This window comes from Salinicola sp. LHM, assembly GCF_034479735.1.
In the GTDB taxonomy this organism is placed as follows: Bacteria; Pseudomonadota; Gammaproteobacteria; order Pseudomonadales; family Halomonadaceae; genus Salinicola; species Salinicola salarius.
Genome location: NZ_CP140261.1, coordinates 4,138,350 through 4,162,545, shown reverse-complemented (window position 1 = coordinate 4,162,545; position 24,196 = coordinate 4,138,350). Strand labels below are relative to the sequence as shown.

The following is a 24,196-nucleotide window of genomic DNA, read 5'->3' as shown; positions in this document are numbered from 1 at the left end:
CTGAAGCGAGCATATCTCCGCCGCTCGATGGCGTCGAGTCGGCGGTTCGATCCGCCAAATCCCTGCAAGTTCGCTCGCCGGCGCATTACACTGTGCCCTTTGCCTTCGCCGCAGGATCGTCTCATGACCCATGTCATCTCCATTCAGAGCCACGTCGCCTATGGCTACGTCGGCAATCGTGCGGCGGTGTTCCCGCTGCAGCGGCTGGGGCTGGAAGTCACCGCCATCAACACCGTCCAGTTCTCCAACCACACAGGCTACGGCGCCTTCACCGGCGATGTCTTCAGCCCCGATCACCTCAGGAACGTGCTGGACGGCGTCGAATCGCTGGTCGGGCTCGACGGCGTCGATGCCGTGCTTTCCGGCTACATGGGCGACGAAGGTATCGGCCGCGCCGTGCTGGATAGCGTCGACCGCGTCAAGCAGGCCAACCCGGAAGCGCTCTACTGCTGCGACCCGGTGATGGGCGATATCGGCCGCGGTTTCTTCGTCCGCGAAGGCATTCCCGAATGGATGCGCGACCACGCCATCGCTCGTGCCGATATCGTCACCCCCAACCAGTTCGAGCTCGCCTTCCTCGCCGGGCGCCAGATCGACACGCTGGAAGACGCGCTCGATGCCGCCGCCGCCCTGCGCGCCAAGGGCCCCAAGGTCGTATTGATCACCTCGCTGGAAGTCGCCGGGGACGACGAGGGCCATATCGGCATGCTGGTCGATGCCGAAAGCGGCAGCTGGCGGATCGCCACGCCCAAGGTGGATTTCGCGATTCCGCCCAACGGCGCTGGCGATTTCACTGCCGCCATGTTTCTCGCCCACAGCCTGCGCGCCGGCCTCACCGAAGAAGGCCCCGCCCGCGCCCTGGAACAGACTGCCGCCGCCGTGCAGATGCTGTTCGAACACACCCGCCGCGCCGGCACCCGCGAACTGGCCGTGATCGCCGCGCAGCAGGATATTGTTTCGCCGACGGTGACCTTGCATGCCGAACGCCTTAGATAGCCTCGCCACGGCCCCTCAGCCGCCGCTCTACCTGGGCATGGCAATGTGGGCCAACGCCGACTGGCAAGGCTCCCTGCTGCCCGCTCATGGCGATGTGGACCTGCGCGACTACGCCAGCGTGTTCAACGCCGTGGAGGGCAACACCACCTTCTACAGCGGCATTCCCAAGGCGGAAACCGTCGCCGCCTGGGCCGAACAGGCTCCCGAGACCTTCCGCTTCTGCTTCAAGCTGCCCAGCCAGCTGACCCATGCCAAACGCCTGCGCGATATCATTGAGGAGTTCGAACGCTTCATCGAGCGGCTCTCGCCACTGAAGGATCGGCTCGGCCCGATCATGGTTCAGCTACCGCGGGATTTCGGCCAGGCAGAGCTGCCCGCGCTGGAGCGATTGCTCACTCACTGGCCGCGGGAGATACCCCGCGCGGTCGAGGTCCGGCATAGTGATTTTTTCCACAAAGGGGCCGCGGAACAGGCATTCAACCGCTTGTTGATAAGTCAAGACGCCAATCGTGTAATGCTCGACGTGCGTGCGCTCTTTGCCACACCCCCAGGACTTGACAACCGGCTCGCCAAGGCGCAAGGCGAAAAGCCCAAAGTCCCATTACACGTGCTCTGCACGGCGGTCAATCCCGTTATTCGCTTTATCGGGCACTTCGACGAATCCATTAATCACGCCCGTTTCGAACCGTGGATAGAACGCCTCATCCTGTGGATAAAACAGGGGAAAACCCCTTTTCTCTTTGTGCATACACCGGATAACCGACAGGCGCCGGAACTGGCACGAAACTTCTACAACCGGATCGCCGAACGGATCGAATTGCCGCCGTTGGCGGAGTTTCCCGGTGAGCGACAGGAATCGCTGTTTTAGCCAAATCTGAAACAGGCTGTTGATAAACCGTCCGGTATGTTTCGCTCCCAACCGGATCTCGATACGCGCCGTCGCCAACCTTCACGACCGCCAAAAACCGCGAATAAAGTTGATCTTCACGTAAAGGTCAAATAGCGCTAGGGTGGGGAAAATCAGAAAAGAGAATAATGCCGTGTCCGGCCAGACTTACGCCATTGGCGAACTTGCGCAACACTTCGATGTGACCACCCGCACCATCCGTTTCTACGAGCAGGAAGGCCTGCTCTCCCCCGAGCGGCGCGGCAAGACCCGCGTCTACCACGAGAAGGACCGCGTCCGCCTCAAGCTCGCCCTGCGCGGCAAGCGTCTCGGCTTCTCGCTGATCGAAATCCGTGAAGTGCTCGATCTCTATGACACCCGCCACGACGGCAGTGTTCGCCAACTCGAGCGCCTGCTCGAGATCCTCGCCGACAAACGCGCCAACCTCGAGCGCCAGCTCGAAGACATCCGCGTCATGCAGCGCGAACTCGACCAGGTCGAAGAGCGATGCAAGGGTGCGTTAGGGGAATTGAGGGCGGCTGAAAAGCGCTCCTGAACATGGCTTACCCTTGGAAGCTCACCATCAGGAATGGCGATTTTCTTCCACATCGTCAGCCAACCAGGCCTTGATCAGCGACTGATACGGCATGTCTCGCTTGTTGGCCTCGATCTTGATGCGATCCAGCAACGATTCCGGCAACCTCAGCGAGATCGTCTTGGTCGATGGCTTCAGGTTGGGGAGCGCGGCACGCTTGGCCTGGTTCCAGTCCACATAGTCCGTGGAGTCATGGCTTTCCCAGAACGCGCGCTCTTCCGTTTCACTCTTGAACTCAGGCGTCGTCTTGGTTTTGCTCATAAATCCTCCGCTCCTTACGGTGCATGTCTCGGGCCGAGATAACTCGGATCAACGTACCGGCCGCGCGTAAGGTGAACGTGATGTGTAGCTGCCGATGATCGTCCGTGATGCCGAGGGCATGATATCGAGGTTCATCCTGGCTGTGCTTAATGTCTTCGATCAGCAGCAGTGGCTGATTAAAAAACACCTGTTCCGCCTCGGATTGGCGCACGCCGTGCTTATCCGCACTTTTGCGGGCATTGCCCTTGTCCCAGTCGAAACCGGTTATCTGCGCCAAATCGATCATATTTTGTATATTGCCACAATATACATAGCATGCAAGTGGAGCCCCCGAGCGGCGCGGCAAGACCCGCGTCTACCAAGAGAAGGACCGCGTCCGCCTCAAGCTCGCCCTGCGCGGCAAGCGCCTCGGTTTCTCGCTGGTCGAGATCCGCGAAGTGCTGGATCTCTACGACACCCGCCACGACGGCAGCGTCCGCCAACTCGAGCGCCAGCTCGAAGATATCCGCGTCATGCAACGCGAACTCGACCAGGTCGAAGAGCGGTGTAAAGGCGCGTTGGGGGAGTTGAGGGCGGCGGAAAAGCGCTCTTGAGCCCAGTTGCTCGATACGGCTCGCAGCATCAGGCGGCGCACATTCTTCCTTACGGATACTTCTAAGAGGCAAGGAAGCAGCGTCTTGGATGGGGCGCAGTTAATGCGTTCGTAGCGTTGTTTATAATGTAACGCTTTGTTAATGTAAACAGGGGAACGCCAAAGATGGTTTACATAGACAAAAGCTCATAGGGACAGCCGCGCTTGAATGATGGGGACCATCATCATCATCCTGCATGGCGGGCGGTAGCGTGGCTGTACTGCCAAATGGCAACTAGACCTACTAGCAGACGGTATTCACGGTCGAGGGCTTAATCGTTTTAACCCGGCGGATGAAATTTCTAAGTGCAACACGTCAGTGTAGCGAATCCGATACGTCATGATGCTTCGCCATCATTTTTGGTGGTCGGCTGTACTTGTCCCTCCACACCCCCATGATATTTTTGTATAAATGTGCAGTATTATCGGATCCAGCAAAACGCGCAGGCGCGCGAATTCCGCATAGCTTGCCGAATTATTTTTGGTATTATTGGGAATCAATACGTTAGGCGAGAAAGAGCGGGCTAGATAAGATTATTGAACGCGCGTGCTCGTTCAAGTGGCAAAACGAGCGCGCTATCTAATACCTGTTAGGCTCTATCATGGAACTTGTACAAGCATCTACACATATACTTGATAGCAGTCCTCTAAAAGGAATTTCTAGGGGGCTCATTTATTACGTTCATACAGGAAGGAATGCTTGGCATAGTACATGGGTAACTCAGTATGCAAATGGTTGCATGCACACTACTTTCGAATCCGCTAAAGAATACGCAGAGAAGAGAAGAACTAGAGGGACTGTATTTTATATCAAGCAATTACCCTGCTTAATATTTCGTAGTCAAAAAACCTGTGTATTGGTAACTGAAATCAACAACAGAAATCCTCTATCCGGTTATTCTCCTGATGCAACAACCGACGACGTAGCTTATGGCCTCAATAAAATAGAAGGAGCGCTTAATAACTATTTGGAGATTGGTGCCCCAATCAATGGTGTAGCAATGTCGTTTCTTCCAAATAGTCGGTTTTGGAATGTGAGGCCAGGCCCAAGAGATTCAGTAATTATTCTAGCGTCCAAGAACCCAGCTATGTCGGTAGAAAAAGTCTCCAGTGATAGCTTATTGGCATATAAATCATACTCAAGTGGCGGCAATTACTATCTTGGCTGGTCTGGTATAGAATCAGAAATAAAGAGGCTGGCGGTATTGCAGCTATATCGAAAAGCTAAGCCTAACAAATCAAGCAAGAAGGACGCGCAAAAAGCGCGCGCCTCTTCTTGAGGCGTTAGAAGGAAAATATCGTGCATCCACTTGATCAATTGATGATGTCAGTAGTTCGTATTGAAGCTACTTTAGGCAACGGATCTAAGGCAACAGGTTCAGGCTTTGCTTATAGTTTTGCGCAGCGAGAAGATGGAATGTATGTGCCAGCAATAGTCACAAATAAGCACGTCGTTGAGGGTGCGGTTTCTGTTTCACTACCTATTAGTACAGCGGATAGCAGCGGTAATCCTACAGGCACGTTCGAAGTTATAACTTACGCGCTGAAAAATAATGTCATCAACCATCCCGATTCTGAAGTCGATCTTTGTGCAATATTAGCGGGTCCCATTTACCAATATTTTCAAAGCAAAAATACGCAGCCACTATTGTTTCGTCTTGATAAAAATATTGCAGCTACTGATGCTACTTTTTCGGAGTTACTCCCCCTAGAGGAAGTAACAATGATTGGCTATCCAAATGGAATTTGGGACTCAACTAATAACGGATCCATTGCACGTCGCGGAATTATCGCAACTAGACCGGAAGACAATTACTTGGGTAAAAAGCAATTTGTTGTAGATATGGCCTGTTTCCCTAGATCTAGCGGAAGCCCAGTATACCTTGCAAACTTTGGTAGCTTTGCGGACAGAAACGGTAATTTGAATATGGGCACCCGTATAAAATTGCTGGGTGTTTTATATGCAGGCCCTCAACATACTGCTAGTGGGGAAATCGTACTTAAACCGGTACCTACAAGCAATGTCCCCGTGAGCTTAACCTCAATGCCAAATAATCTTGGTTACGTAATTAAAGCAACTGAATTGGCTGCCATTGAGTCCATTGCCGCATCCCTTCTAACAAATCAAGCAAGTGGGACGCCGCAAAGCGGCGCCCCTTCTTGAGGCGTTAGCTGCCCCGCAGGCATAAGGATTTAATCTCCACATGAAAAAATCTAGCCAAATGATTGAGTGGCTTAAGGAATCAAAGTTTGCGATTAAAACACCAGTTAATCGCATGTTTTGGGTTCGCCCTGCTGATGTCTGTAAAAGGAATAATGGGGTGCAAACGATTGGTGACTTGTGCTTCGAAATCGAACAGCAGTTAAATAGTGAACGTAGTAATAATGATGATGATATTCAAGATTGGTATGTTTGGGATTATTATCCCTCTCAGGGGGATAGACGTTGTGTATTTACCCAGATGCCTCCTCTAGATAACGGCATATTTTATAGTCAGCCCTGTAGCTCAGAGCGTCTAGCCAAGATCAAAAAACTCCTTGGCCAGTACGAAAGCGTTAGAAATCACCATCATTCTGAAAGAATTCTTGCCACAGATGGTGTTTTGTCTTGGTTGCACCTTGGTACAGGACTTCAATGGGCCACATTTAGCTATCTCCAATCGACCCGAAATGACTATGCTGAGGTCCTGAATGATTTACGTTACGCAGGGTATACAGATTGGCGTATTCCTACAATTCACGAAATTCGTGCAATGTTCTCGGCTGACAAAGAGATGTTCGAGGTGGGGACGCATCCTCTAGAAGATTCCTTGCCTACAGCATTGCCTCTGCCGGTCGAGCAAACACCAGACATTCATCCGTCCGCTGATAGTCTAAAGGGATATTACGTATTCAAGAAAGAATCTACGGCTAGGACAGGAACTCGGTATAACCGAAGTGACGAACGAATTGACGATGGAGGTCATTACACCGGCAAGTTTATTGCAGTCCGAGGAGAGCGAAAGCTACAGAGAAATTTTCAAACTGCATGGGCCGGCACCTTGCTTCAATGGACTGAAAAGAATATGAATTTGGTAGAGCAAGGTCAGCTACCAGGGTCTTCTAGAGGTTGGAAAAATCTCGAACGTTTAATGTTACGTGGCGAACACTTTAAGAATGAGGATTACACGGCTGCCTGTGCTGCCATGACATTCTTAGAGAAATTAAAAGAAGTATGGCTAACGGTCGATGAGTTCTTTCATGAGATTCCTTGCCCACTCTATAATTTGTCTCAAATTAAGAAACTGCATGTATGGAATAAAAACACGGGTGTCACGGACGTCGACAAGTGGTCAATTACCCACATTTCTTCTGATATTCAAAAAATGAGAAGCCTAGAAGACATTACATTGGATTGGCAGATTGACTTGACGAAAGTTCCTGATGAGATATTTGATTTGCCTAATTTAACTTTCCTAAGACTAGGTGGTTGTTGGAACTTGATTCTCTCTGAAAAGCAGGTTGTTAAAATTTGCGAGCTTGCTAGGGCAGGAGTCTACATCTATATACCGCCGTTAAAACTCCATACGGAAAGCTGTCGAATTATGCTTATAAAGGCAGCAAAAGATAATGGGGGAGAAATAGATTGGAATACCATGAAGAGTGTATTTGAGAATGGCACCGAAAAGTAAACAAGAGACTGACGGTACGAATAACTACCAGTTTCTATCAATGGCTATTGCATATTTAGAAATAGGAAAGGTGGCAGCGCAGGCTGAAACTGAGTTGAGAAATGATGCTGCCTATCAGAATGCTATAGCTTATCAGCTATTTCATGCTGTCGAGCTATTCTACAAGCAGATGATAAAAAATAAAACTGGAAAAGTTTCTCACATTCATGATTTAAAGGTGCTTGAAGATAAATATGCCAGCCTTTATCCCGATCCCAGTTATAAGCTTAATCACCCTTTCGACTTTTCAGATTATAGTACTTGCGCATTAAATCCAGGAGAAGGCGATCTGTATTCAGCGCATGTGTCAAAGTTTAAGCCAAAATTTATGGATCAACATTTGCGATATCCGGCTGACGAAAGAACAGGTGGATATTCATTTAATATCGATGGTTCAGAATTCGAAAAAATCAAAGCTAAGATGACTGATATCTATGCAACTGGCAGCTAACAAGGCGCTGCACACGGACGATTTTTATGCTGCGCCCCAAAATCGCCGGTGAGCGCGGCGTTATGTGGAATAGTTTGGGGCATAGTCAGGAGGATTCGTCATGATTATTGAGCATCAGGGCCGATGTCTGTCAAGCTTGTTGACGTTGCTTTAGGGCCAGAGGAAGAGGCGCGAAAATATTATGATGGCGAAGCGTCATGACGTATCGGATTCGCTACACTGACGTGTTGCACTCAGAAATTGCATCCGCCCTTTGCCGTCAGCGCCACGTCCACCTTCGACCAATTCGGCTGTTGATCGTTTGTGTTATCCACATCGCTATTGGCGACAACCCGTCCCGGCTCTCGCTGCGTTCTATCACCGAGACCATTGCCAATGAATCTGCCGGGCCAATATCGCTTGTGCCACTGTCAGCGGTCGATCATGCGTATCGTTCGTCTTGACGTACGTACCTAAAGGCGTACATTGATGACCAGTTGAACACGCAGGAGGTGCGTCATGACCGGAATTACAGCCACTGAGGCGCGCAGCAATCTCTATCGGTTGATCGATGAAACCGCAGAATCCCATCAACCCATCGTCATCATGGGTAAGCGGAACAAGGCTGTCCTGGTCTCCGAAGAAGACTGGTCGGCCATTCAGGAAACGCTTTATCTGCTCTCCGTGCCTGGTATGCGGGAGTCGATTCGAGAGGGGATGGATACCTTCGTGGATGAATGCGATGAGGAGCTGGACTGGTGATATGGCGGTTGGTTTACACCAAGCAAGCCCAGAAAGACGCGAAGAAACTGGCCTCCAGCGGTCTCAAGCCAAAAGCCCAGGAATTGCTGGCGCTGGTTGCGGAAGACCCTTACCGCAAGCCGCCTCCGTTTGAGAAGCTCATCGGTGATCTCACCGGGGCCTATTCACGCCGCATCAATATTCAACATCGTCTGGTCTATCAAGTGATCGAAGACGAGCGAGTAGTGAAAATTCTCAGGCTCTGGAGCCATTACGAGTAATGCACAGCTAGTCGCTATTGTCGGACGGTTTTTCCACCACTTCGCGGCTCCATAAGGCGGTGCAGAAGCCTTTATTCGTGTTGACGCGTGTCACGTGACAGATTACATTCTGCTCATGATCAAATCCTTCGCTGACAAACTCACTCAAGAGCTATATTCCAAGGGCAAGGCCAAGAAATTCCCCTCGGATGTCGCTTCGAGAGCAGCCAGAAAGCTTGAATATGTACATCTGGCTGAGCAACTGGAGGATTTGAAAGTGCCGCCCGGTAATCGTCTTCACGCACTTCATGGAAACAGGCAAGGGCAGCACGCGATTTCAATCAATGATCAGTGGCGTATTTGCTTTCGTTTTGAAGATGGCGATGCGTACGACGTCGAAGTGTGTGACTATCACTGACAGAGGCAATGATATGGCTATTCCTAACACTGCCAGTATGCAGCGCAAGCCGACCCATCCTGGTGAAATGCTGAGAGAAGATTTCTTGCCGGACTATGGCCTGACGGTGGCGGGGCTGGCTAATTCTTTGGGCGTTTCTCGCCAATCAGTTAACGAACTATTGCGTGAACGCCGTGCTCTCAGTCCTGAAATGGCACTTCGGCTCGCTCGTTTGTTTGGCAATTCACCCGAGTTTTGGCTGAATGCACAGCGTGCTCTCGATCTGTGGACGGCGGCTCAGTCTGTGAAAGAAGAGATTGATCGGATTAAACCGCTACACGCCGCATAACAATGCCATGTATTAGATAAACCTTTTGCGTCGCTGCGGCTTTGTCAACGGCAAGACCAGGCGTTGGAGCCCTTGTGGGCAGATAATCGTAAGTTTCGAGTCAGTTAGTTGGCCCGGGATTTTTTGCATTTTGGGGAGTCGCTATTGGTCTGATGATCACTTCGCCGCCAACGCCACACCCACCTTCGACCGATTCGGCTTGCCGATGGTCTGTGTTATCCACACCCCCGTTTCCGCCAACTTATCCAGGTCCACGCCGCTTTTGATACCCAAGCCGTTGAGCAGGTAGATCACGTCTTCGGTGGCGACGTTGCCGGTGGCGCCTTTGGCGTAGGGGCAGCCGCCGAGGCCGGCGACGGCGCTGTCGATCACGCCGATGCCCTCTTCGAGCACGGCGTAGAGATTGGCGAGCGCCTGGCCGTAGGTGTCATGGAAGTGGGCGGCGAGCTTGTTCATCGGAATGTCGTGAGCCACGGCTTCGAGCAGGCGCTTGGCCTTGAGCGGGGTGCCGACGCCGATGGTGTCGCCCAGCGAGATTTCATAGCAGCCCATCTCATGGAGCGCCTTCGAGACATCTGCGACCCTTGCCGGGGCGATCTCGCCTTCATACGGGCAGCCGAGCACACAGGAAACATAGCCGCGCACGCGCACGTTCGCCTCACGGGCGCGTTCGATCACCGGGGCGAAGCGCGTTAGCGATTCGGCAATCGAGCAGTTGATGTTCTTGTGCGAGAAGGCTTCGCTCGCCGCCGCGAAGACGGCGACTTCCTCGACGCCGCACTCCAGCGCGGCTTCCAGCCCTTTCAGATTGGGCGTCAGCGCGGAGTAGATCACGCCCGGCCGGCGTCGAAGGCCGGTCATCACCTCGCGGTGATCCGCCATCTGCGGCACCCATTTGGGCGAGACGAAACTCGCCGCTTCAATCCGCTTGAGGCCCGCCGCGCCGAGCCGGTCGATCAGTTCCAGCTTGGCGGCGGTGGCGATGGGTTCGGCTTCGTTCTGCAGCCCGTCCCGCGGGCCGACTTCGACGATACTTACCCGTTTCGGCATTCCCATCTCACATGGCCTCGTTCGTTTCGGTGCTGGCAAACGCCAATAGCTCATCCCCCTGCGCCACGGCGTCGCCCACCTTGAAGTGAAACGCTTCCACTGCGCCGGCGGCGGGGGCGCTCAGGGTGTGCTCCATCTTCATCGCTTCCACCACCACCAGCGGTGTGCCTTTTTCGACGGGCTGGCCGGATTCGACCAGCAGCGCCACCACGGTGCCGTGCATGGGGGCGGTCAGTTTGGCCTCGACCTCATGCGGAAGATGATCGGCCCGGTCCGAGCGCCGCCAGATCAGGCGGGACTCGAAGCCGGCGGCGGTAAGAATGATCGACTCGCCCTCGAGAGCAGGATCGATACGTGCCAGCAGACGACGGCGATGGCCATCCAGCGTGATCGCCACGGCGTCGCCGTCGAGCCGCTGCAACTTCCCCTCGTAGTGATCCGACTCTTCTCCATTCCGATTCACGCTCAGATGCCAGGAGTCGTGCGGTGTGGATCGCGTGGCGATCACAGAGATCGGCGGCGCGCCTTCGGCCTCGGCAATCGCCAGTCGAACATGCTGCGGGGCGTTGAGCCGCCAGCCGTCGCGGCGCTCCCACGGTGAACGTTCATCGCTGGCTCGATCCAGTTGGTCGAGTGCCACCAGCGCGGCGCGGGCGATGTCCGCGTCGGCGACCGGTTCACTCGCGAACAGGTCGTCGTGGTGATGTTCGATAAAGCGGGTGTCGAGCCGGGCGGCGATGAAATCCGGATGCATGATCAGGCGCTGCAGAAAGCGACGGTTGGTGGTCACGCCGGAGACGTCCAATGCCGCCAGCGCACGATCCATCTCCACCAGGGCCTGGCCGCGATCCTCGCCGTGGACGATCAGCTTGGCCAGCATCGGGTCGTAGTGCATCGAGACGGCGTCGCCGGCTTCGACGCCGCTATCCAGACGCACGCGTTCGGGCTCGAGACTGCCAGCGTTCGGGTCGAGCCCGAAGCGTCCGAGCGTGCCGGTGGCGGGCAGAAAGTCGTTGTCCGGGTCTTCGGCGTAGAGCCGCGCTTCGATGGCGTGGCCGGTCAGCGTCAGCTCATCCTGGGCTTTGGGTAGCGGCAGCCCGGCGGCCACGCGCAGCTGCCATTCGACCAGATCCTCGCCGGTGATCATCTCGGTCACCGGATGCTCGACCTGCAGGCGAGTGTTCATCTCCATGAAGTAGAAATGCGCCGCTTCGCTCGAAGAGGTTTCAGAGGCGGCATCCAGCAGAAACTCCACCGTCCCGGCGCCGACGTAGCCGATCTCCTGGGCGGCGCGCACGGCGGCCTCGCCCATCGCCTGACGCAGCGCGGGGGATAGATTCGGCGCCGGGGCTTCTTCCAGCACTTTCTGATGGCGGCGCTGCACGGAGCAGTCGCGCTCGAACAGGTAGACGCCGTTGCCTTGGCTATCGCAGAACACCTGCACTTCGACGTGGCGCGGCTGGGTCAGGTACTTCTCGATCAGCATGCGTTCGTCACCGAACGCGGCGCGGGACTCCCGGCGGCAGCCGTCGAGCGCGGCCTGGAACTCGCGGTCGGATTCGACCACGCGCATGCCCTTGCCACCGCCGCCAGCGCTGGCTTTCAGCAGCACCGGGTAGCCGATCTTCCCGGCTTCCTCCCTCAACAGGGCATCGTCCTGGGCCTCGCCGTGGTAGCCGGGCACCAGCGGCACGCCAGCATTAAACATGCGCGCCTTGGCCGATGCCTTGTCGCCCATGGCGGCGATGGCGCTGGCCGGCGGGCCGACGAAGACGATGCCGGCGTCCTCGCAGGCGGCGACGAACTCGGCGTTTTCGGAGAGAAACCCGTAACCCGGATGAATGGCGTCGGCACCGCTACGCCGGGCGGCGGCGATGACCTTGTCGATATCGAGATAGCTCTCCCGCGCGGGCGCCGGGCCGAGACGCACGGCCTCGTCGGCCTCGCGCACGTGAAGCGCGTTGGCGTCGGCATCGGAATAGACGGCGATGGTGCGAAGTCCCAGGCGGCGGGCGGAGCGCATCACGCGGCAGGCGATCTCGCCGCGATTGGCGATCAGCACCGAACGTAGCGGGCGAGGTGCGTTGGTCAGGCTCATGAGCGCGGTTCCTTGTTATTCATATCGCCGTCTTTATTCCCGTTGGTGCCACCCGCGCTTTGCCAGGCGGGTGGGCGCTTGTCGAAGAAGGCGGCGAGCCCTTCCTGACCTTCGGCGCTGACGCGCAGTTCGCTGATCACCCGGCAGGTGGTCTCACGGGTGGCTTCGCTGTCGGGCTCGCGGGCCACCTTGGCGAGCAGGGCCTTGGTGGCGCGCTGGGCCTGGGGCGAGGCGGCGAGCAGTTGGTCGATCATCTGGTCGATGCGGCCATCCAGTGCGTCGGGATTCGCGTCGGCACCGACGACCTCGTGAACCAGCCCCAACGCCTGCGCGGTGGTGACGTCGATCACCTCGGCGGTCAGCGCGTAGCGGCGCATCTGGCGGGGGCCGATGGCGCGTTGCACGTAGGAGCTGATCACTGCCGGCGAGAGGCCGATACGCACTTCGGAGAGGCAGAATTTGGCCCTGTCGGCGGCGATCACCACATCGCAGCAGGCGGCGAGCCCCACCGCGCCGCCGTAAGCCGCACCCTGCACGCGGCACAGGGTCGGGCAGGGCAGCTCGTCCAGCTGCTGCATCAGCCGCGCCAGCTCGCGGGAATCGGCCAGATTGTCGTCGAAGCCGTAGTCGACCATGCGCTTCATCCAGTTCAGGTCGGCGCCGGCGGAGAAGTGCTTGCCGTTCGAAGCCAGCACCACCAGCCGCACCTCGCCGCGTTCCGCCAGCACGTGCAGCTTTGCCAGATGGGCGTTGAGCTCGCCGATCAACGCATCGTCGAAGGCGTTGTGAACCTCGGGCCGATCCAGCGTCAGCCGCGCGACGCCGCGGGCATCGATGGTCAAACGAGTGAAGCTATCGGATATGGCTGCCATGGCGGCCTCTCATGATCATGTTGGCTTCGAGCTTCGAGCTTCGAGCTTCGAGCTTCGAGCTTCGAGCTTCGAGCTTCGAGCTTCGAGCTTCGAGCTTCTCGTGGCTCGCTGCCCGTCGCTCGTAGCTGGGCGCGAAGCGCCTACATCCTAAACACGCCGAAGCGCGTCTCTTCGATCTCCGCATTCATCGCGGCGGAGAGCGCCAGGCCGATCACGTCGCGGGTCTGCAGCGGGTCGATCACGCCGTCGTCCCACAGCCGGGCGCTGGCGTAATAGGGGTGGCCCTGGCGTTCGTACTGTTCGCGAATCGGCGCCTTGAACGCGGCTTCCTCGTCTTCCGGCCAGTCGCTGCCGTCCCGTTCGAGCTGCTCGCGCTTGACCTGGGCCAGCACGTTGGCGGCCTGCTCGCCGCCCATCACCGAGATGCGCGCGTTGGGCCACATGAACAAGAGATTCGGGTCATAGGCGCGGCCGCACATGCCGTAGTTGCCGGCACCGAAGCTGCCACCGATCAGCACGGTGAACTTGGGCACTTTCGCGCAGGCCACGGCGGTGACCAGCTTGGCGCCGTGCTTGGCGATGCCTTCCTGCTCGTACTTGGAGCCGACCATGAAGCCGGTGATGTTCTGCAGAAAGATCAGCGGAATCTGGCGCTGGGCGCAGAGCTCGATGAAGTGCGCGCCTTTCTGGGCGGATTCCGAGAACAGCACGCCGTTGTTGGCGACGATGCCCACCGGATGGCCGCACCAGTGGGCGAAGCCGGTGACCAGGGTGTCGCCGTAGTAGCGCTTGAATTCGTCGAAATCGGAATCGTCCACCAGCCGTGCGATCACCTCGCGCACGTCGTACGGCTTGCGCAGGTCGGTACCGACGATGCCGTAGAGCTCCGAGGGATCGAGCCGCGGCGGGCGAGGCTCGCGCATCGCCAACCGGCCGCGCTTGTGCCAGTTGAGCCGGGAGACAGCGCGGCGGGCGAGCTGCAGCGCGTGGGCGTCGTTCTCGGCATAGTGGTCGACCACGCCGCTGATCTTGGCGTGAACGTCGGCGCCGCCCAGATCCTCGGCGCTGATGGTCTCGCCGGTGGCGGCCTTCACCAGCGGCGGCCCGCCGAGAAAGATGGTGCCCTGGCCGCGCACGATGATCGATTCGTCGGCCATCGCCGGCACATAGGCACCGCCGGCGGTGCAGGAGCCCATCACCACGGCGATCTGCGGGATGCCGGCGGCGGAAAGCGTGGCCTGGTTGTAGAAGATGCGGCCGAAGTCGTCATGGTCGGGAAAGACCTCGTCCTGCTCGGGCAGATAGGCGCCGCCGGAGTCGACCAGGTAGACGCAGGGCAGCCGGTGCTTGCGGGCGATCTCCTGGGCGCGCAGGTGTTTCTTCACCGTCAGCGGGAAGTAGGTGCCGCCCTTGACCGTGGCGTCGTTGGCGACGATCACGCACTCCACGCCGCTGATGCGGCCGATCCCCGCCACCACGCCGGCGGCGGGCACGGGGGAATCGTAGACCTCGTGCGCCGCCAGCGCGCCGATCTCCAGAAACGGCGAGCCCTCGTCGAGCAGGTGGTCGATCCGGTCGCGCACGAACAGCTTGCCGCGAGATTCATGCCGCGCACGGGCCTTGTCGCCACCGCCCCGGGCGACGCTGGCGGTCAGCGTGTGAAGCTTGTCGACCTCCGCCCTCAGCGCCGCCTCGTTGGTCTGAAAGGTGTCCGTGCGGGGGTTGATCTGTGTCGTTAGCACTGCCATGGAATATCCTCTGACGAGCTTCGAGCTTCGAGCTTCGAGCTTCGAGCTTCGAGCTTCGAGCTTCGAGCTTCGAGCTTCGAGCTTCGAGCCGTTCGTGGCCCGGAACCCGTGGCTCGTGGCTGGGGTCAAGCCGATTCGTTGAAGAGTTCGCGCCCGATCAACATCCGCCGAATCTCGCTGGTTCCGGCGCCGATCTCGTAGAGCTTGGCGTCGCGCAGCAGGCGGCCGGTGGGGTATTCGTTGATATAGCCGTTGCCGCCGAGCAGCTGGATCGCGTCGAGCGCCATCTGGGTGGCTTTTTCGGCACAGTAGAGAATCACGCCGGCGGCGTCCTTGCGGCTGACCCGGCCCCGGTCGCAGGCACCAGCGACGGCATACAGATAGGCGCGACAGGCGTTGAGGGTGGTGTACATGTCGGCGAGCTTGCCCTGCACCAGCTGGAACTCGCCGATCGACTGGCCGAACTGCTTGCGCTCGTGAACGTAGGGCACCACCACGTCCAGGCACGCCTGCATGATGCCTACCGGGCCGGCGGCGAGCACGGTGCGCTCGTAATCGAGCCCGCTCATCAGCACGCGTACGCCGCGGTTCTCCTCGCCCAGCACGTTTTCCGCCGGCACTTCGCAGTCGGTGAACACCAGCTCGCAGGTGTTGGAGCCACGCATGCCCAGCTTGTCGAGCTTCTGCGCGGTGGAAAAACCGGCGAAATCCTTCTCGATCAGAAAGGCGGTGATGCCCTTGGCGCCGGCATCCGGGTCGGTCTTGGCGTAGACCACCAGCACGTCGGCATCCGGGCCGTTGGTGATCCACATCTTGTTGCCGTTGAGCACGTATCTGTCGCCGCGCTTGTCGGCGCGCAGCGTCATCGAGACCACGTCCGACCCCGCGCCGGGCTCGGACATCGCCAGCGCGCCGACATGCTCGCCGCTGATCAGCCGGGGCAGGTACTTCGCCTTCTGTTCCGCATTGCCGTTGAGCTTGATCTGGTTGACGCAGAGATTGGCGTGAGCGCCGTAGGAGAGCCCCACCGAGGCGCTGGCCCGCGAGATTTCCTCCATGGCGATGCAGTGCGCCAGATAGCCCATGCCGCTGCCGCCGTCTTCCTCGCCGACGGTGATGCCGAGCAGGCCCATGTCGCCGAACTTGCGCCACAGCTCGTTGGGGAAGGCGTTGTCGTGGTCGATCTGGGCCGCGCGCGGGGCGATCTCGTCCCGGGCAAAGGCGTTGATCTGCTCGCGCAGCATGTTGAGCGTGTCGTCGAGGCCGAAATCGAGCTCGGTATAGGGGGCGTACATGGTGGAATCCTCGCGAACGAAGTCGAGCAATATTGATTGATACGTTAACGTTAACGTCAAATCGCGGGCGCGACCATAGCCCCTCGACCATGGTCTAGGGCGGAATGGGCGAACCGGATTCGCTCATTCTGGAGGCCAACAATCCGAGTGGACTGACGTTAGCGTCAATGTGGTAAGACAGGCGTCTGGAAACGTTCATTTCTACTTGGGAAAACCGGGGCCCCTATGTCGATCTGGAAACGCGAGTCATCGCTGGAAGCGCTCGAAGCCGAGTGCCGTAACACGCTGGTCAGCCATGTCGGTATCGAGTTCACCGAGCTGGGCGAAGACTGCCTGCGCGGCCGCATGCCGGTGGATGACCGAACCCGCCAACCGTACGGACTGCTCCACGGCGGCGGCTCGGTGGTGCTGGCGGAAACGCTGGGCAGCATCGCCGCCAATCTGTGTCTCGCCGATCCGAACAGGATGGCAGTCGGGCTCGATATCAACGCCAACCACGTCCGCGCGATGCGCGAAGGCTGGGTCGAAGGCTGCGCCCGGCCACTGCATATCGGTGCCACGACGCAGCTGTGGGAGATCCGCATCGAGGACGAACGCGGCCGGCTGGTATGCATGTCGCGGTTGACCATGGCGGTGGTCAATCGGGGGTGATCACTCCAACCCCAGCTCCTGGCTGGTGGACTGCCGCATGCGGAATTTCTGGATCTTGCCACTGACGGTCATGGGGAATTCATCCACGAAGCGCACATAGCGCGGGATCTTGTGATGATCGATGCGATTGCGGCAGTAATCGCGGATGGCCTCCTCGTCGAGCTCCACGCCTTCCACCAGCCGGATCCAGACCGCTACCGCTTCGCCGTACTTCGGGTCCGGCACGCCGAAGACCTGAGCATCGGAAATCGCCGGGTGGGTGTAGAGAAACTCCTCGATCTCGCGCGGATAGAGGTTCTCGCCGCCGCGAATGATCATGTCCTTGATGCGCCCGGTGATCGCCACGAAGCCGTCGTCGTCCATCATCGCCAAGTCGCCGCTGTGCATCCAGCGCTGCGGGTCGATCGCCTGATGCGTGGCGTCGTCGTCGTTCCAGTAGCCGAGCATGACGCTGTAGCCGCGGGTGCAGAGTTCGCCGCTGACCCCGCGCGGCACGATCCGGCCGCTGGCGGGGTCGACGATCTTCACTTCCAGGTGCGGATGGATGGTGCCGACGGTGGAAACCCGCTTGGCCAGCGGGGCGTCGGTGCGGGTCTGCAGGCTGACCGGGCTGGTCTCGGTCATGCCGTAGCAGATGGTGACGTCTTTCATGTGCATGCGCTCGATCACCCGCTTCATCACTTCGATGGGGCAGTTGGAACCGGCCATGATCCCGGTGCGCAGGCTGGAAAGATCGAACTCGGCGAAGCGTGAATGTTCCAGCTCGGCGATGAACATCGTCGGCACGCCATAGAGCGCCTGGGCCCGTTCGGCTTCCACGGCGCGCAGCGTGGCCTCGGGATCGAAACCGTCGTTGGGATAGATCGCGGTAGCGCGATGGGAAAGACACGCCAGGTTGCCCATCACCATGCCGAAGCAGTGATACAGCGGAACCGGAATCACCACCCGCTCGCCCGGTTGCAGGTTCATCCCGCCACCGACGAAGTAGCCGTTGTTGAGAATGTTGTGATGGGTCAGCGTCACGCCCTTGGGCGCGCCGGTGGTGCCGGAGGTGTACTGGATATTGATCGGGTCGTCGAACTGCAGCGCCGCCTGACGTTCGGCGAGGCGTTCGACCGGCGTGCTGGCGGCGAGGGTATGCAGCTCGGGCCAGCACCACATGCCGGGCGTGGCGAATGTCTCGTCGAGGCAGATCACATGCTTCAGCCGGGGCAGGGCTGCGCATGCCTGCAGCCGATCTCCAGCGCTTGGCGGATCGCGCAGTTCCGGCGCGATTTCACAGAGAATGTCGACGTAATGCGACTTGATCGTGCCGCTGACCCGATACGCGCCTTGCAACACCAGGGTGGAAAGGCCGGATTGGGTCAGCGCGTGTTTGAGCTCATGGGCGCGATAGCTGGGGTTGAGATTGACCAGGATCGCACCGAGCTTGGCCGCGGCAAGCTGGGTGATGGCCCACTCGGCGCAATTGAGCGACCAGATGCCGACCCGGTCGCCGCGCTCGACCCCCAGCGCCATCAGCCCTCGGGCGATTCGGTCGGCCTCTGCACGCAATTCGGCGTAGGTATAGCGCAGGTTCTGATGGCAACTGACCAGCGCTTCGCGCTCGGGGCATTCGCTGGCGGCGGCATCCAGACAGTCGCCGATAGTCATGCCGATCAGGGGCATATCGCTGGTACCGCTGACATAACTGGTACGGCGTCCGTGTGCAGGGGCATCGCTTGCAGACATGCTGGCTTCTCCGGTAGGGGCGCCGCCATTCGGGGCGTGCTGCCGAGTGGGTCGTTTCGAGTGATGGCTTCAAAGGGATGGCTTCAAGTCAGCCGTTCGATGCCGATGGCCGTGGCCTCGCCACCGCCGATGCAGATCGCCGCCACGCCCCGCGTCATGCCGTGATGCGCCAGCGCGTTGAGCAGCGTGACCACGATCCGCGCGCCAGAGGCGCCGATGGGATGGCCCAATGCGCAGGCGCCGCCGTGAACGTTGACCCGTGCGTGATCGAGGCCGAGTTCACGCATCGCTGCCATTGCCACCACCGCGAAGGCTTCGTTGATCTCGTAGAGATCGACGTTCTCCCGCGACCAGCCGAGTCGTTCGTGTAGCTTGCGGATGGCGTGGATCGGTGCGACCGGGAAGTCGCCGGGGCGCATGGCATGGCTGACATGGCCGTGGAGCCGGGCCAGCGGCGTCAGCCCCAGCCGCTCGGCCTCGCGCTGGCGCATCAGTACCAGCGCCGCGGCGCCGTCGGAGATCGAGCTGGCATTGGCGGCGGTCACCGTGCCGCCGTCGCGGAAGGCCGGTTTCAACTGCGCGATGCGGTCGATATTGGCCTTGTACGGCGCCTCGTCGTGCTCGACGCGGTCCGTACCGCGCCCGGCCGGCGCTTCCAGCGCCACGATCTCGCTGGCGAACACGCCGGATTCGATCGCCCGTCTGGCCCGGGTCAGCGAGGCGATGGCGTAGTCGTCCTGGGCTTCTCGGGTGAAGCCGAACGCTTCGGCGCATTCTTCGGCGTAGGTGCCCATCAGCCGGCCCGGCTCGTAGGCGTCCTCGAGCCCATCGAGAAACATGTGATCGAGCACCTGGGCATGCCCCATGCGCAGCCCGGCACGGGCCTTGGGCAGCAGGTAGGGGGCGTTGCTCATGCTCTCCATGCCGCCGGCGATGGCATGTTCGGCGCTACCCAGGCGCAGCGCATCGAATGCCTGCATGATCGCCTTCATGCCGGAGCCGCACATCTTGTTGACGGTGGTGCAGGGCGTCGACTCGGCGAGCCCTGCGCCGAGTGCCGCCTGGCGGGCCGGCGCCTGGCCGAGGCCCGCCGGCAGCACGCAGCCCATGAGCACGTCATTGATGACTAGCTCGTCGATGGCGTCCGGCGCCAGTCCGGGCTGTTCGAGAGCGCCACGGATCGCCGCCGCGCCCAGCTGCGGACAGCTCAGGCCGCCGAGCGCGCCCTGGAAAGCCCCCATCGGCGTGCGTTTGGCGCCGACGATCACGATCGGGTCTTCGTATTTCATGGTCGACTCTCCGGTGTTGCCTGCATGGTCACTCATCGATGCTTCCTGGCGTCATATGATCGAACGCAGCCACTTTTCTACTGAGCGGACATGCGAATGCCGCCGTCGAGCCTGATTACCTCTCCGTTGAGGTAGCGATTTTCGAGAATCTGGCGCACCAGCGCGGCATATTCCTCGGCGTGGCCCATGCGCCTGGGGAACGGCACCTTGGCGTTGAGGCCGTCGCGGACCTCGGCGGGCATGCCCTGCATCATCGCGGTGTCGAAGATGCCGGGGGCGATTGCCATGACGCGGATGCCGGACGAGGCCAGCTCGCGGGCGGCGGGCAGCGTCATCCCGACCACGCCGGCCTTGGAGGCCGCATAGGCGGCCTGGCCGATCTGGCCCTCGAACGCGGCCACCGAGGCGGTATTGATCACCACGCCGCGCTCACCGTCGTCCTCTCTTGGCAGGGTGTCGCCTTCGGCGAGGTTTTTCTGCATCGCCGCTACCGCCAGCCGCAGCATGTTGAAGGTGCCGATCAGGTTGATGTCGATCGTGCGGCGGAAGCTGTCGAGACCGTGCACGCCGCGCTTGCCGTGGATCTTCTCCGCCGGCGCGACACCGGCGCAGTTGATCAAACCATGCAGCGCACCGAAGCGTTCGAGCGTCTCGGCCAGCGCGCGCTCGCCATCGGCTTCCTGCGTCACGTCGGCCTGAATGGCCAGCGCCGTGTCGCCGAGGGTGCGGGCATGATGGCGGGCGGTATCGAGGTCTCGGTCGACCAGCGCGACGTTGGCGCCGGCATCGACGAGCATCCGCGCCGTGGCGGCGCCCAGCCCGGAGCCGCCGCCAGTGACGATGAAGGTGCGTTCAGCCAGTTGCATGAGCCGGTTCCTCCTCGGCTGACCGATCGACGAGATCGCGCAGGGGATGACGATCGCGATCCCACGGGGAAATGAAGCAGGTCGCGATATCGGTTTCCGGCACCTCGCCGTGGCGATGGCGCCAGGCCGGGGTCTTGTCCTTGTCGATCAGCAGCGCGCGCACCCCTTCGGCGAGATCGCCACGGGCGGCGCAGGCCAGCGAAAGGCCGAGCTCTTCGCGCAGCACCTCGGAAAGCGACAGCCGTCGGCAGCGAGACAACTGACGCAGGATCAGCCGGGCCGAAAGCGGCGACCCGGCGGCCAGATTCTTCGCCGCGCGAGCGATCCACGGGTCGCCGTCGCTGGCGGCGGCGATGACCCGGCGAATCAGCGTCGCGTCGTCATCGGCATCGGTGAGTGCGGCAATGGCATCCAGGCGCGGCGCCACTTCGCCGTTTGGGGCGAGCGTGCGGCTGGCGCCGGCGTGTTCGCGCAGCACCTGGCCTACGGCGCTAGCGGGCTCGCGCCAGTCGGCCCGGAGCAGACCGTCGATCACCGCCTCGCGCCGCGACTCGTCGATCAGACGGTCGGCCAGGCCGACGAACAGTGCGTCGCTGGCGTTGAGTCGCGCGCCGGTCAGCCCCAGGAACAGGCCGCTGCGCCCCGGCATGCGATTCAGAAACCAGCTGGCGCCGACGTCGGGGTAGAGGCCGATGGTGATTTCCGGCATCGCCAGCTGAGCGCGCGGCGTGACCACGCGATGGGAGGCGCCGGCCATCAACCCGATACCACCGCCCATGACGATACCGTCACCCCAGGCGATGACGGGTTTGGGATAGCCGTGGATGGCGTGATCGAGCCGGTATTCATGGCTGAAGTAGCGGGCCACGAAACTCTCGTCGTTGCGGTGCGCGACGGCCTCGGGATCGGCGTTCGTCCTGCCTTCGACGATGGCGCGATACAACGCGACCACATCGCCGCCGGCGCAGAAGGCCTTGTCGCCGGCACCTTCCAGCCACACCGCCACGATGGCCTCGTCCGCCGCCCAGGCATCGAGCTGTTTCTGCATGGCATCGATCATCCCGAGCGAGAGCGCGTTGAGGCTCCTGGGCGCGTCGAGCGTTACCCGGCCGATGCGATGACCGTCGGCAGTGGGTAGCGTATCGAACCGGACCTGATCGCTCATGAGCCTTCCCCGCGCTGCGTCGAGTCAGGATCGCAGCGCCAGCGCGGCTCGCGCTTGTCGAGGAAGGCGCCGATGCCCTCGGTGGGCGAGTCGGTGTCGAACAATTCCAGGAACAGCTCGCGCTCCATCCGATAACCGCTGGGCAGATCCTGATGGCGGGCGTTCATGATCAGGCGCTTGCAGCGGGTCAACGCCTCCGGGCTCTGCCGGGTGCTGCGCTCGGCCAGTTCGAGCGCGGTGTCCAGCGCCGCGCCGGTATCGACGACCTCTTCCACCAGCCCGATGGCGAGCGCGCGCGCGGCGTCGATGCGCTCGCCGCACAAGATCATGCGCTTGGCCCAGCCTTCGCCGACCAGCCACGGCAAATGCTGGGTGCCGCCGGCGCAGGGCAGCAGGCCGACCTTGGCTTCGGGCAGCGCCAGTTGCGCCTGACGCTCGGCGATACGGATGTCGCAGGCCAGCGCGCACTCGAGCCCGCCGCCCATGGCGTAGCCGTTGATCGCGGCGATACTGACGCCGCGATAGGCGCCCAGCGTCTCGAACGCCTGGCCGAAGCGCGTCGCCATTTCCAGCGCGGCGGGTTTGCCGCCGTCGATGAAGCGCTTGAGATCGGCGCCGGCGGAGAAGAACTTCTCGCCCGCACCGACGATCACCAGTGCCTGGTTCCCGGCATCGGCATTGAGCGTCTCGATGTGACGCTCCAGCGCCGCCAGCGATGCCTCGTGCCAGGTGTTGGCCGGCGGATTGTCGATGGTGATCAGCGCCACGGCACCGCGCCGCTCCAGGCGCAGACCGGTATGCTCGTCATCGTGCGAAGATTCGTGATCGATCGTCATGACAGATTCTCCAGATCGTCCTTGGCGAGCAGCCGGCGCGCCACCACCAGGCGCATGATCTCGTTGGTGCCTTCGAGAATCTGATGGACCCGGCAGTCGCGAACATGGCGCTCCAGCGGATAGTCGCGCAGATAGCCGTAGCCGCCATGCAGCTGCAGCGCGTCGTTGCAGATCGTGAAGCCCTCGTCGGTGGCGAAGCGCTTGGCCATGGCGCAGTAGAGCGCGGCGTCGGGATCGTCACGATCCAGTTTGCTCGCCGCCAGCCGCACCATCTGGCGTGCCGCGACCAGCTGCGTGGCCATGTCGGCGAGCTTGAACTGCAGTGCCTGAAAATCGGCCAGCGGCCTGCCGAACTGCTCTCGCGTTTCGAGATAGCGGTGGGCGGTTTCCAGCGCGGCCTGTGCCGTGCCGACGGAGCAGGTGGCGATATTGATGCGACCGCCATCCAGCGCTCGCATGGCGATCCGAAAGCCTTCGCCTTCCTCGCCCAGCCGGTGGTCTGCCGGCACGCGCACGCCGTCGAAGCTGATCGCCCGGGTCGGCTGGCTGCGCCAGCCCATCTTCTCTTCGGACTTGCCGTATTCGATGCCCGCGCTGTCCGCCGGCACGGCGAAGGCAGAGATGCCGTCGGCGCCGCTGCCCGGCTCGCCGGTGCGTGCCATTACCACCAGCAGCTGGGTGCTGCCGGCGCCGGAGATGAACATCTTGCTGCCATCGATGACGTAACTGGCTTGATCGCCGTCGCCTTCACGGCGGGCGCGGGTTCGCAGCGCTGCCGCGTCGGAGCCGGCACCGGGTTCGGTCAGACAGTAGGAGCCCAGCTTGTCGCCGGCGATCATGGCCGGCAGCCAGGCCTCGCGCACGGCATCCGTGGCGTAGCGGGACAGAATCCCGTTGACCATGTTGTGGATGGTCAGGAAGGCGGTGGTGGCGGTACAACCTCTGGCCAGTTCCTCGATGATCAGGGTGGCATCGAGCCGGCTCAGGCCCAGGCCACCGTGAGCCTCGGGGATGCAGAGCCCGCAGAAGCCCATGTCGCCGGCGCGGCGTAGCGTTTCCACGGGAAAGACGCCGTTGGCGTCCCATTCGGCGGCGTTGGGGGCCAATTCCTGCCGGGAAAACCGACGCGCCGCCTCCCGATAGGCCTGCTGGTCGTTGTCGAGTTCGAAATTCATGGCGCAGGGGTTTCCATCGCTGAAGGCGCTTTGACGTGCCATGCCTTGTGGGCCTGCGGCACGCACCGTCGTCCAGTTCTAGCGATGGCATCGACGCCACGACAATTGGACCTAGGGCTGAAAGACCAAGGTCGGATGGCGGCAAGTTGACATTAACGTCAAGG

The 24,196-nt window shown here is 60.4% G+C and carries 25 protein-coding genes and 1 pseudogene; 13 read left to right on the top strand and 13 right to left on the bottom strand.

What is annotated here, in order from left to right:
- Positions 1–123: 123 nt before the first annotated feature.
- The 3 genes from pdxY (at position 124) to R5R73_RS18965 (ending at position 2,438) form a co-directional block, all read left to right on the top strand.
- Positions 124–996, top strand: a complete 873-nt coding sequence (pdxY, locus tag R5R73_RS18975) for a pyridoxal kinase PdxY (RefSeq protein ID WP_110636366.1) — start codon at positions 124–126, stop codon at positions 994–996.
- Between the two features lie 43 nt (positions 997–1,039).
- Positions 1,040–1,864 carry a DUF72 domain-containing protein gene (locus R5R73_RS18970; RefSeq protein ID WP_322528383.1) on the top strand — a complete coding sequence of 275 codons (825 nt, stop codon included), beginning with the start codon at positions 1,040–1,042 and terminating at the stop codon, positions 1,862–1,864.
- Between the two features lie 172 nt (positions 1,865–2,036).
- Complete coding sequence (locus R5R73_RS18965; RefSeq protein WP_322528382.1) at positions 2,037–2,438, top strand: MerR family DNA-binding transcriptional regulator; 402 nt, start codon at positions 2,037–2,039, stop codon at positions 2,436–2,438.
- 27 nt (positions 2,439–2,465) lie between these two features.
- Here the strand turns inward: R5R73_RS18965 and R5R73_RS18960 are convergent, their stop codons facing one another.
- Together R5R73_RS18960 and R5R73_RS18955 are read right to left on the bottom strand one after the other, a co-directional pair.
- Positions 2,466–2,738, bottom strand: a complete 273-nt coding sequence (locus tag R5R73_RS18960; protein ID WP_322528381.1) for a BrnA antitoxin family protein — start codon at positions 2,736–2,738, stop codon at positions 2,466–2,468.
- Positions 2,713–3,024 (bottom strand): BrnT family toxin, encoded by a 312-nt coding sequence (locus R5R73_RS18955; RefSeq protein WP_322528380.1) that lies wholly within the window; start codon positions 3,022–3,024, stop codon positions 2,713–2,715. Before R5R73_RS18955 ends, R5R73_RS18960 begins: the two co-directional genes overlap by 26 nt.
- Before the next feature lie 100 nt (positions 3,025–3,124).
- Between R5R73_RS18955 and R5R73_RS18950 the strand changes: the two are divergent.
- From R5R73_RS18950 to R5R73_RS18910, 9 genes and pseudogenes are all read left to right on the top strand, one after another.
- Positions 3,125–3,331 (top strand): annotated as a pseudogene (locus tag R5R73_RS18950) (MerR family DNA-binding protein); the annotation flags it as partial.
- Positions 3,332–3,971: 640 nt separating this feature from the next.
- A complete protein-coding gene (locus R5R73_RS18945) occupies positions 3,972–4,649 on the top strand; it encodes a hypothetical protein (RefSeq protein ID WP_322528379.1) in 678 nt (225 codons plus the stop codon).
- A gap of 20 nt (positions 4,650–4,669) precedes the next feature.
- Positions 4,670–5,533, top strand: a complete 864-nt coding sequence (locus tag R5R73_RS18940) for a serine protease (protein ID WP_322528378.1) — start codon at positions 4,670–4,672, stop codon at positions 5,531–5,533.
- 40 nt (positions 5,534–5,573) lie between these two features.
- Positions 5,574–7,040, top strand: a complete 1,467-nt coding sequence (locus R5R73_RS18935; protein WP_322528377.1) for a hypothetical protein — start codon at positions 5,574–5,576, stop codon at positions 7,038–7,040.
- Entirely contained in the window at positions 7,024–7,530 is a 507-nt protein-coding gene (locus R5R73_RS18930; RefSeq protein ID WP_322528376.1) for a hypothetical protein, read from the top strand. Before R5R73_RS18935 ends, R5R73_RS18930 begins: the two co-directional genes overlap by 17 nt.
- A gap of 498 nt (positions 7,531–8,028) precedes the next feature.
- Positions 8,029–8,271, top strand: a complete 243-nt coding sequence (locus R5R73_RS18925; protein ID WP_322528375.1) for a type II toxin-antitoxin system Phd/YefM family antitoxin — start codon at positions 8,029–8,031, stop codon at positions 8,269–8,271.
- Positions 8,268–8,531, top strand: coding sequence for a Txe/YoeB family addiction module toxin (locus R5R73_RS18920; RefSeq protein WP_322528374.1), 264 nt, complete (start codon positions 8,268–8,270; stop codon positions 8,529–8,531). Before R5R73_RS18925 ends, R5R73_RS18920 begins: the two co-directional genes overlap by 4 nt.
- A 94-nt stretch (positions 8,532–8,625) precedes the next feature.
- Positions 8,626–8,928: a type II toxin-antitoxin system RelE/ParE family toxin gene (locus R5R73_RS18915; protein ID WP_322528373.1), complete on the top strand. Its 303-nt coding sequence runs from the start codon at positions 8,626–8,628 to the stop codon at positions 8,926–8,928.
- Positions 8,929–8,941: 13 nt separating this feature from the next.
- Entirely contained in the window at positions 8,942–9,256 is a 315-nt protein-coding gene (locus R5R73_RS18910; RefSeq protein ID WP_322528372.1) for a HigA family addiction module antitoxin, read from the top strand.
- Positions 9,257–9,412: 156 nt separating this feature from the next.
- On the opposite strand, the gene R5R73_RS18905 is transcribed toward R5R73_RS18910, so the two are convergent.
- The 5 genes from R5R73_RS18905 to R5R73_RS18885 form a co-directional block, all read right to left on the bottom strand.
- The gene (locus R5R73_RS18905) at positions 9,413–10,312 is read right to left on the bottom strand and encodes a hydroxymethylglutaryl-CoA lyase (RefSeq protein ID WP_322528371.1); all 900 of its coding nucleotides are present in this window, start codon (positions 10,310–10,312) and stop codon (positions 9,413–9,415) included.
- Between the two features lies 1 nt (position 10,313).
- Positions 10,314–12,404, bottom strand: coding sequence for an acetyl/propionyl/methylcrotonyl-CoA carboxylase subunit alpha (locus R5R73_RS18900; RefSeq protein ID WP_322528370.1), 2,091 nt, complete (start codon positions 12,402–12,404; stop codon positions 10,314–10,316).
- The gene (locus R5R73_RS18895; protein ID WP_322528369.1) at positions 12,401–13,276 is read right to left on the bottom strand and encodes an enoyl-CoA hydratase-related protein; all 876 of its coding nucleotides are present in this window, start codon (positions 13,274–13,276) and stop codon (positions 12,401–12,403) included. The genes R5R73_RS18900 and R5R73_RS18895 overlap by 4 nt, the downstream gene beginning before the upstream one ends.
- A 140-nt stretch (positions 13,277–13,416) precedes the next feature.
- Positions 13,417–15,024: a carboxyl transferase domain-containing protein gene (locus R5R73_RS18890; protein WP_322528368.1), complete on the bottom strand. Its 1,608-nt coding sequence runs from the start codon at positions 15,022–15,024 to the stop codon at positions 13,417–13,419.
- 125 nt (positions 15,025–15,149) lie between these two features.
- On the bottom strand, positions 15,150–16,319 hold the full coding sequence (locus tag R5R73_RS18885) for an isovaleryl-CoA dehydrogenase (RefSeq protein WP_322528367.1): 1,170 nt from the start codon (positions 16,317–16,319) through the stop codon (positions 15,150–15,152).
- A gap of 225 nt (positions 16,320–16,544) precedes the next feature.
- Here R5R73_RS18885 and R5R73_RS18880 point away from each other — a divergent pair, with 225 nt between their 5' ends.
- Positions 16,545–16,970 carry a hotdog fold thioesterase gene (locus R5R73_RS18880; RefSeq protein WP_322528366.1) on the top strand — a complete coding sequence of 142 codons (426 nt, stop codon included), beginning with the start codon at positions 16,545–16,547 and terminating at the stop codon, positions 16,968–16,970.
- Here R5R73_RS18880 and R5R73_RS18875 read toward each other — a convergent pair whose 3' ends face one another.
- The 6 genes from R5R73_RS18875 to R5R73_RS18850 form a co-directional block, all read right to left on the bottom strand.
- Positions 16,971–18,701 carry an AMP-binding protein gene (locus tag R5R73_RS18875; RefSeq protein ID WP_322528365.1) on the bottom strand — a complete coding sequence of 577 codons (1,731 nt, stop codon included), beginning with the start codon at positions 18,699–18,701 and terminating at the stop codon, positions 16,971–16,973.
- A gap of 83 nt (positions 18,702–18,784) precedes the next feature.
- Positions 18,785–20,026: an acetyl-CoA C-acyltransferase gene (locus R5R73_RS18870; protein ID WP_322528364.1), complete on the bottom strand. Its 1,242-nt coding sequence runs from the start codon at positions 20,024–20,026 to the stop codon at positions 18,785–18,787.
- A gap of 41 nt (positions 20,027–20,067) precedes the next feature.
- Entirely contained in the window at positions 20,068–20,856 is a 789-nt protein-coding gene (locus R5R73_RS18865; protein WP_322528363.1) for an SDR family NAD(P)-dependent oxidoreductase, read from the bottom strand.
- Positions 20,843–22,021 (bottom strand): enoyl-CoA hydratase/isomerase family protein, encoded by a 1,179-nt coding sequence (locus R5R73_RS18860; RefSeq protein WP_322528362.1) that lies wholly within the window; start codon positions 22,019–22,021, stop codon positions 20,843–20,845. The genes R5R73_RS18865 and R5R73_RS18860 overlap by 14 nt, the downstream gene beginning before the upstream one ends.
- A complete protein-coding gene (locus R5R73_RS18855; RefSeq protein ID WP_322528361.1) occupies positions 22,018–22,857 on the bottom strand; it encodes an enoyl-CoA hydratase in 840 nt (279 codons plus the stop codon). Before R5R73_RS18855 ends, R5R73_RS18860 begins: the two co-directional genes overlap by 4 nt.
- Positions 22,854–24,032, bottom strand: coding sequence for an acyl-CoA dehydrogenase family protein (locus R5R73_RS18850; protein WP_322528360.1), 1,179 nt, complete (start codon positions 24,030–24,032; stop codon positions 22,854–22,856). The genes R5R73_RS18855 and R5R73_RS18850 overlap by 4 nt, the downstream gene beginning before the upstream one ends.
- Positions 24,033–24,196 lie beyond the last annotated feature (164 nt).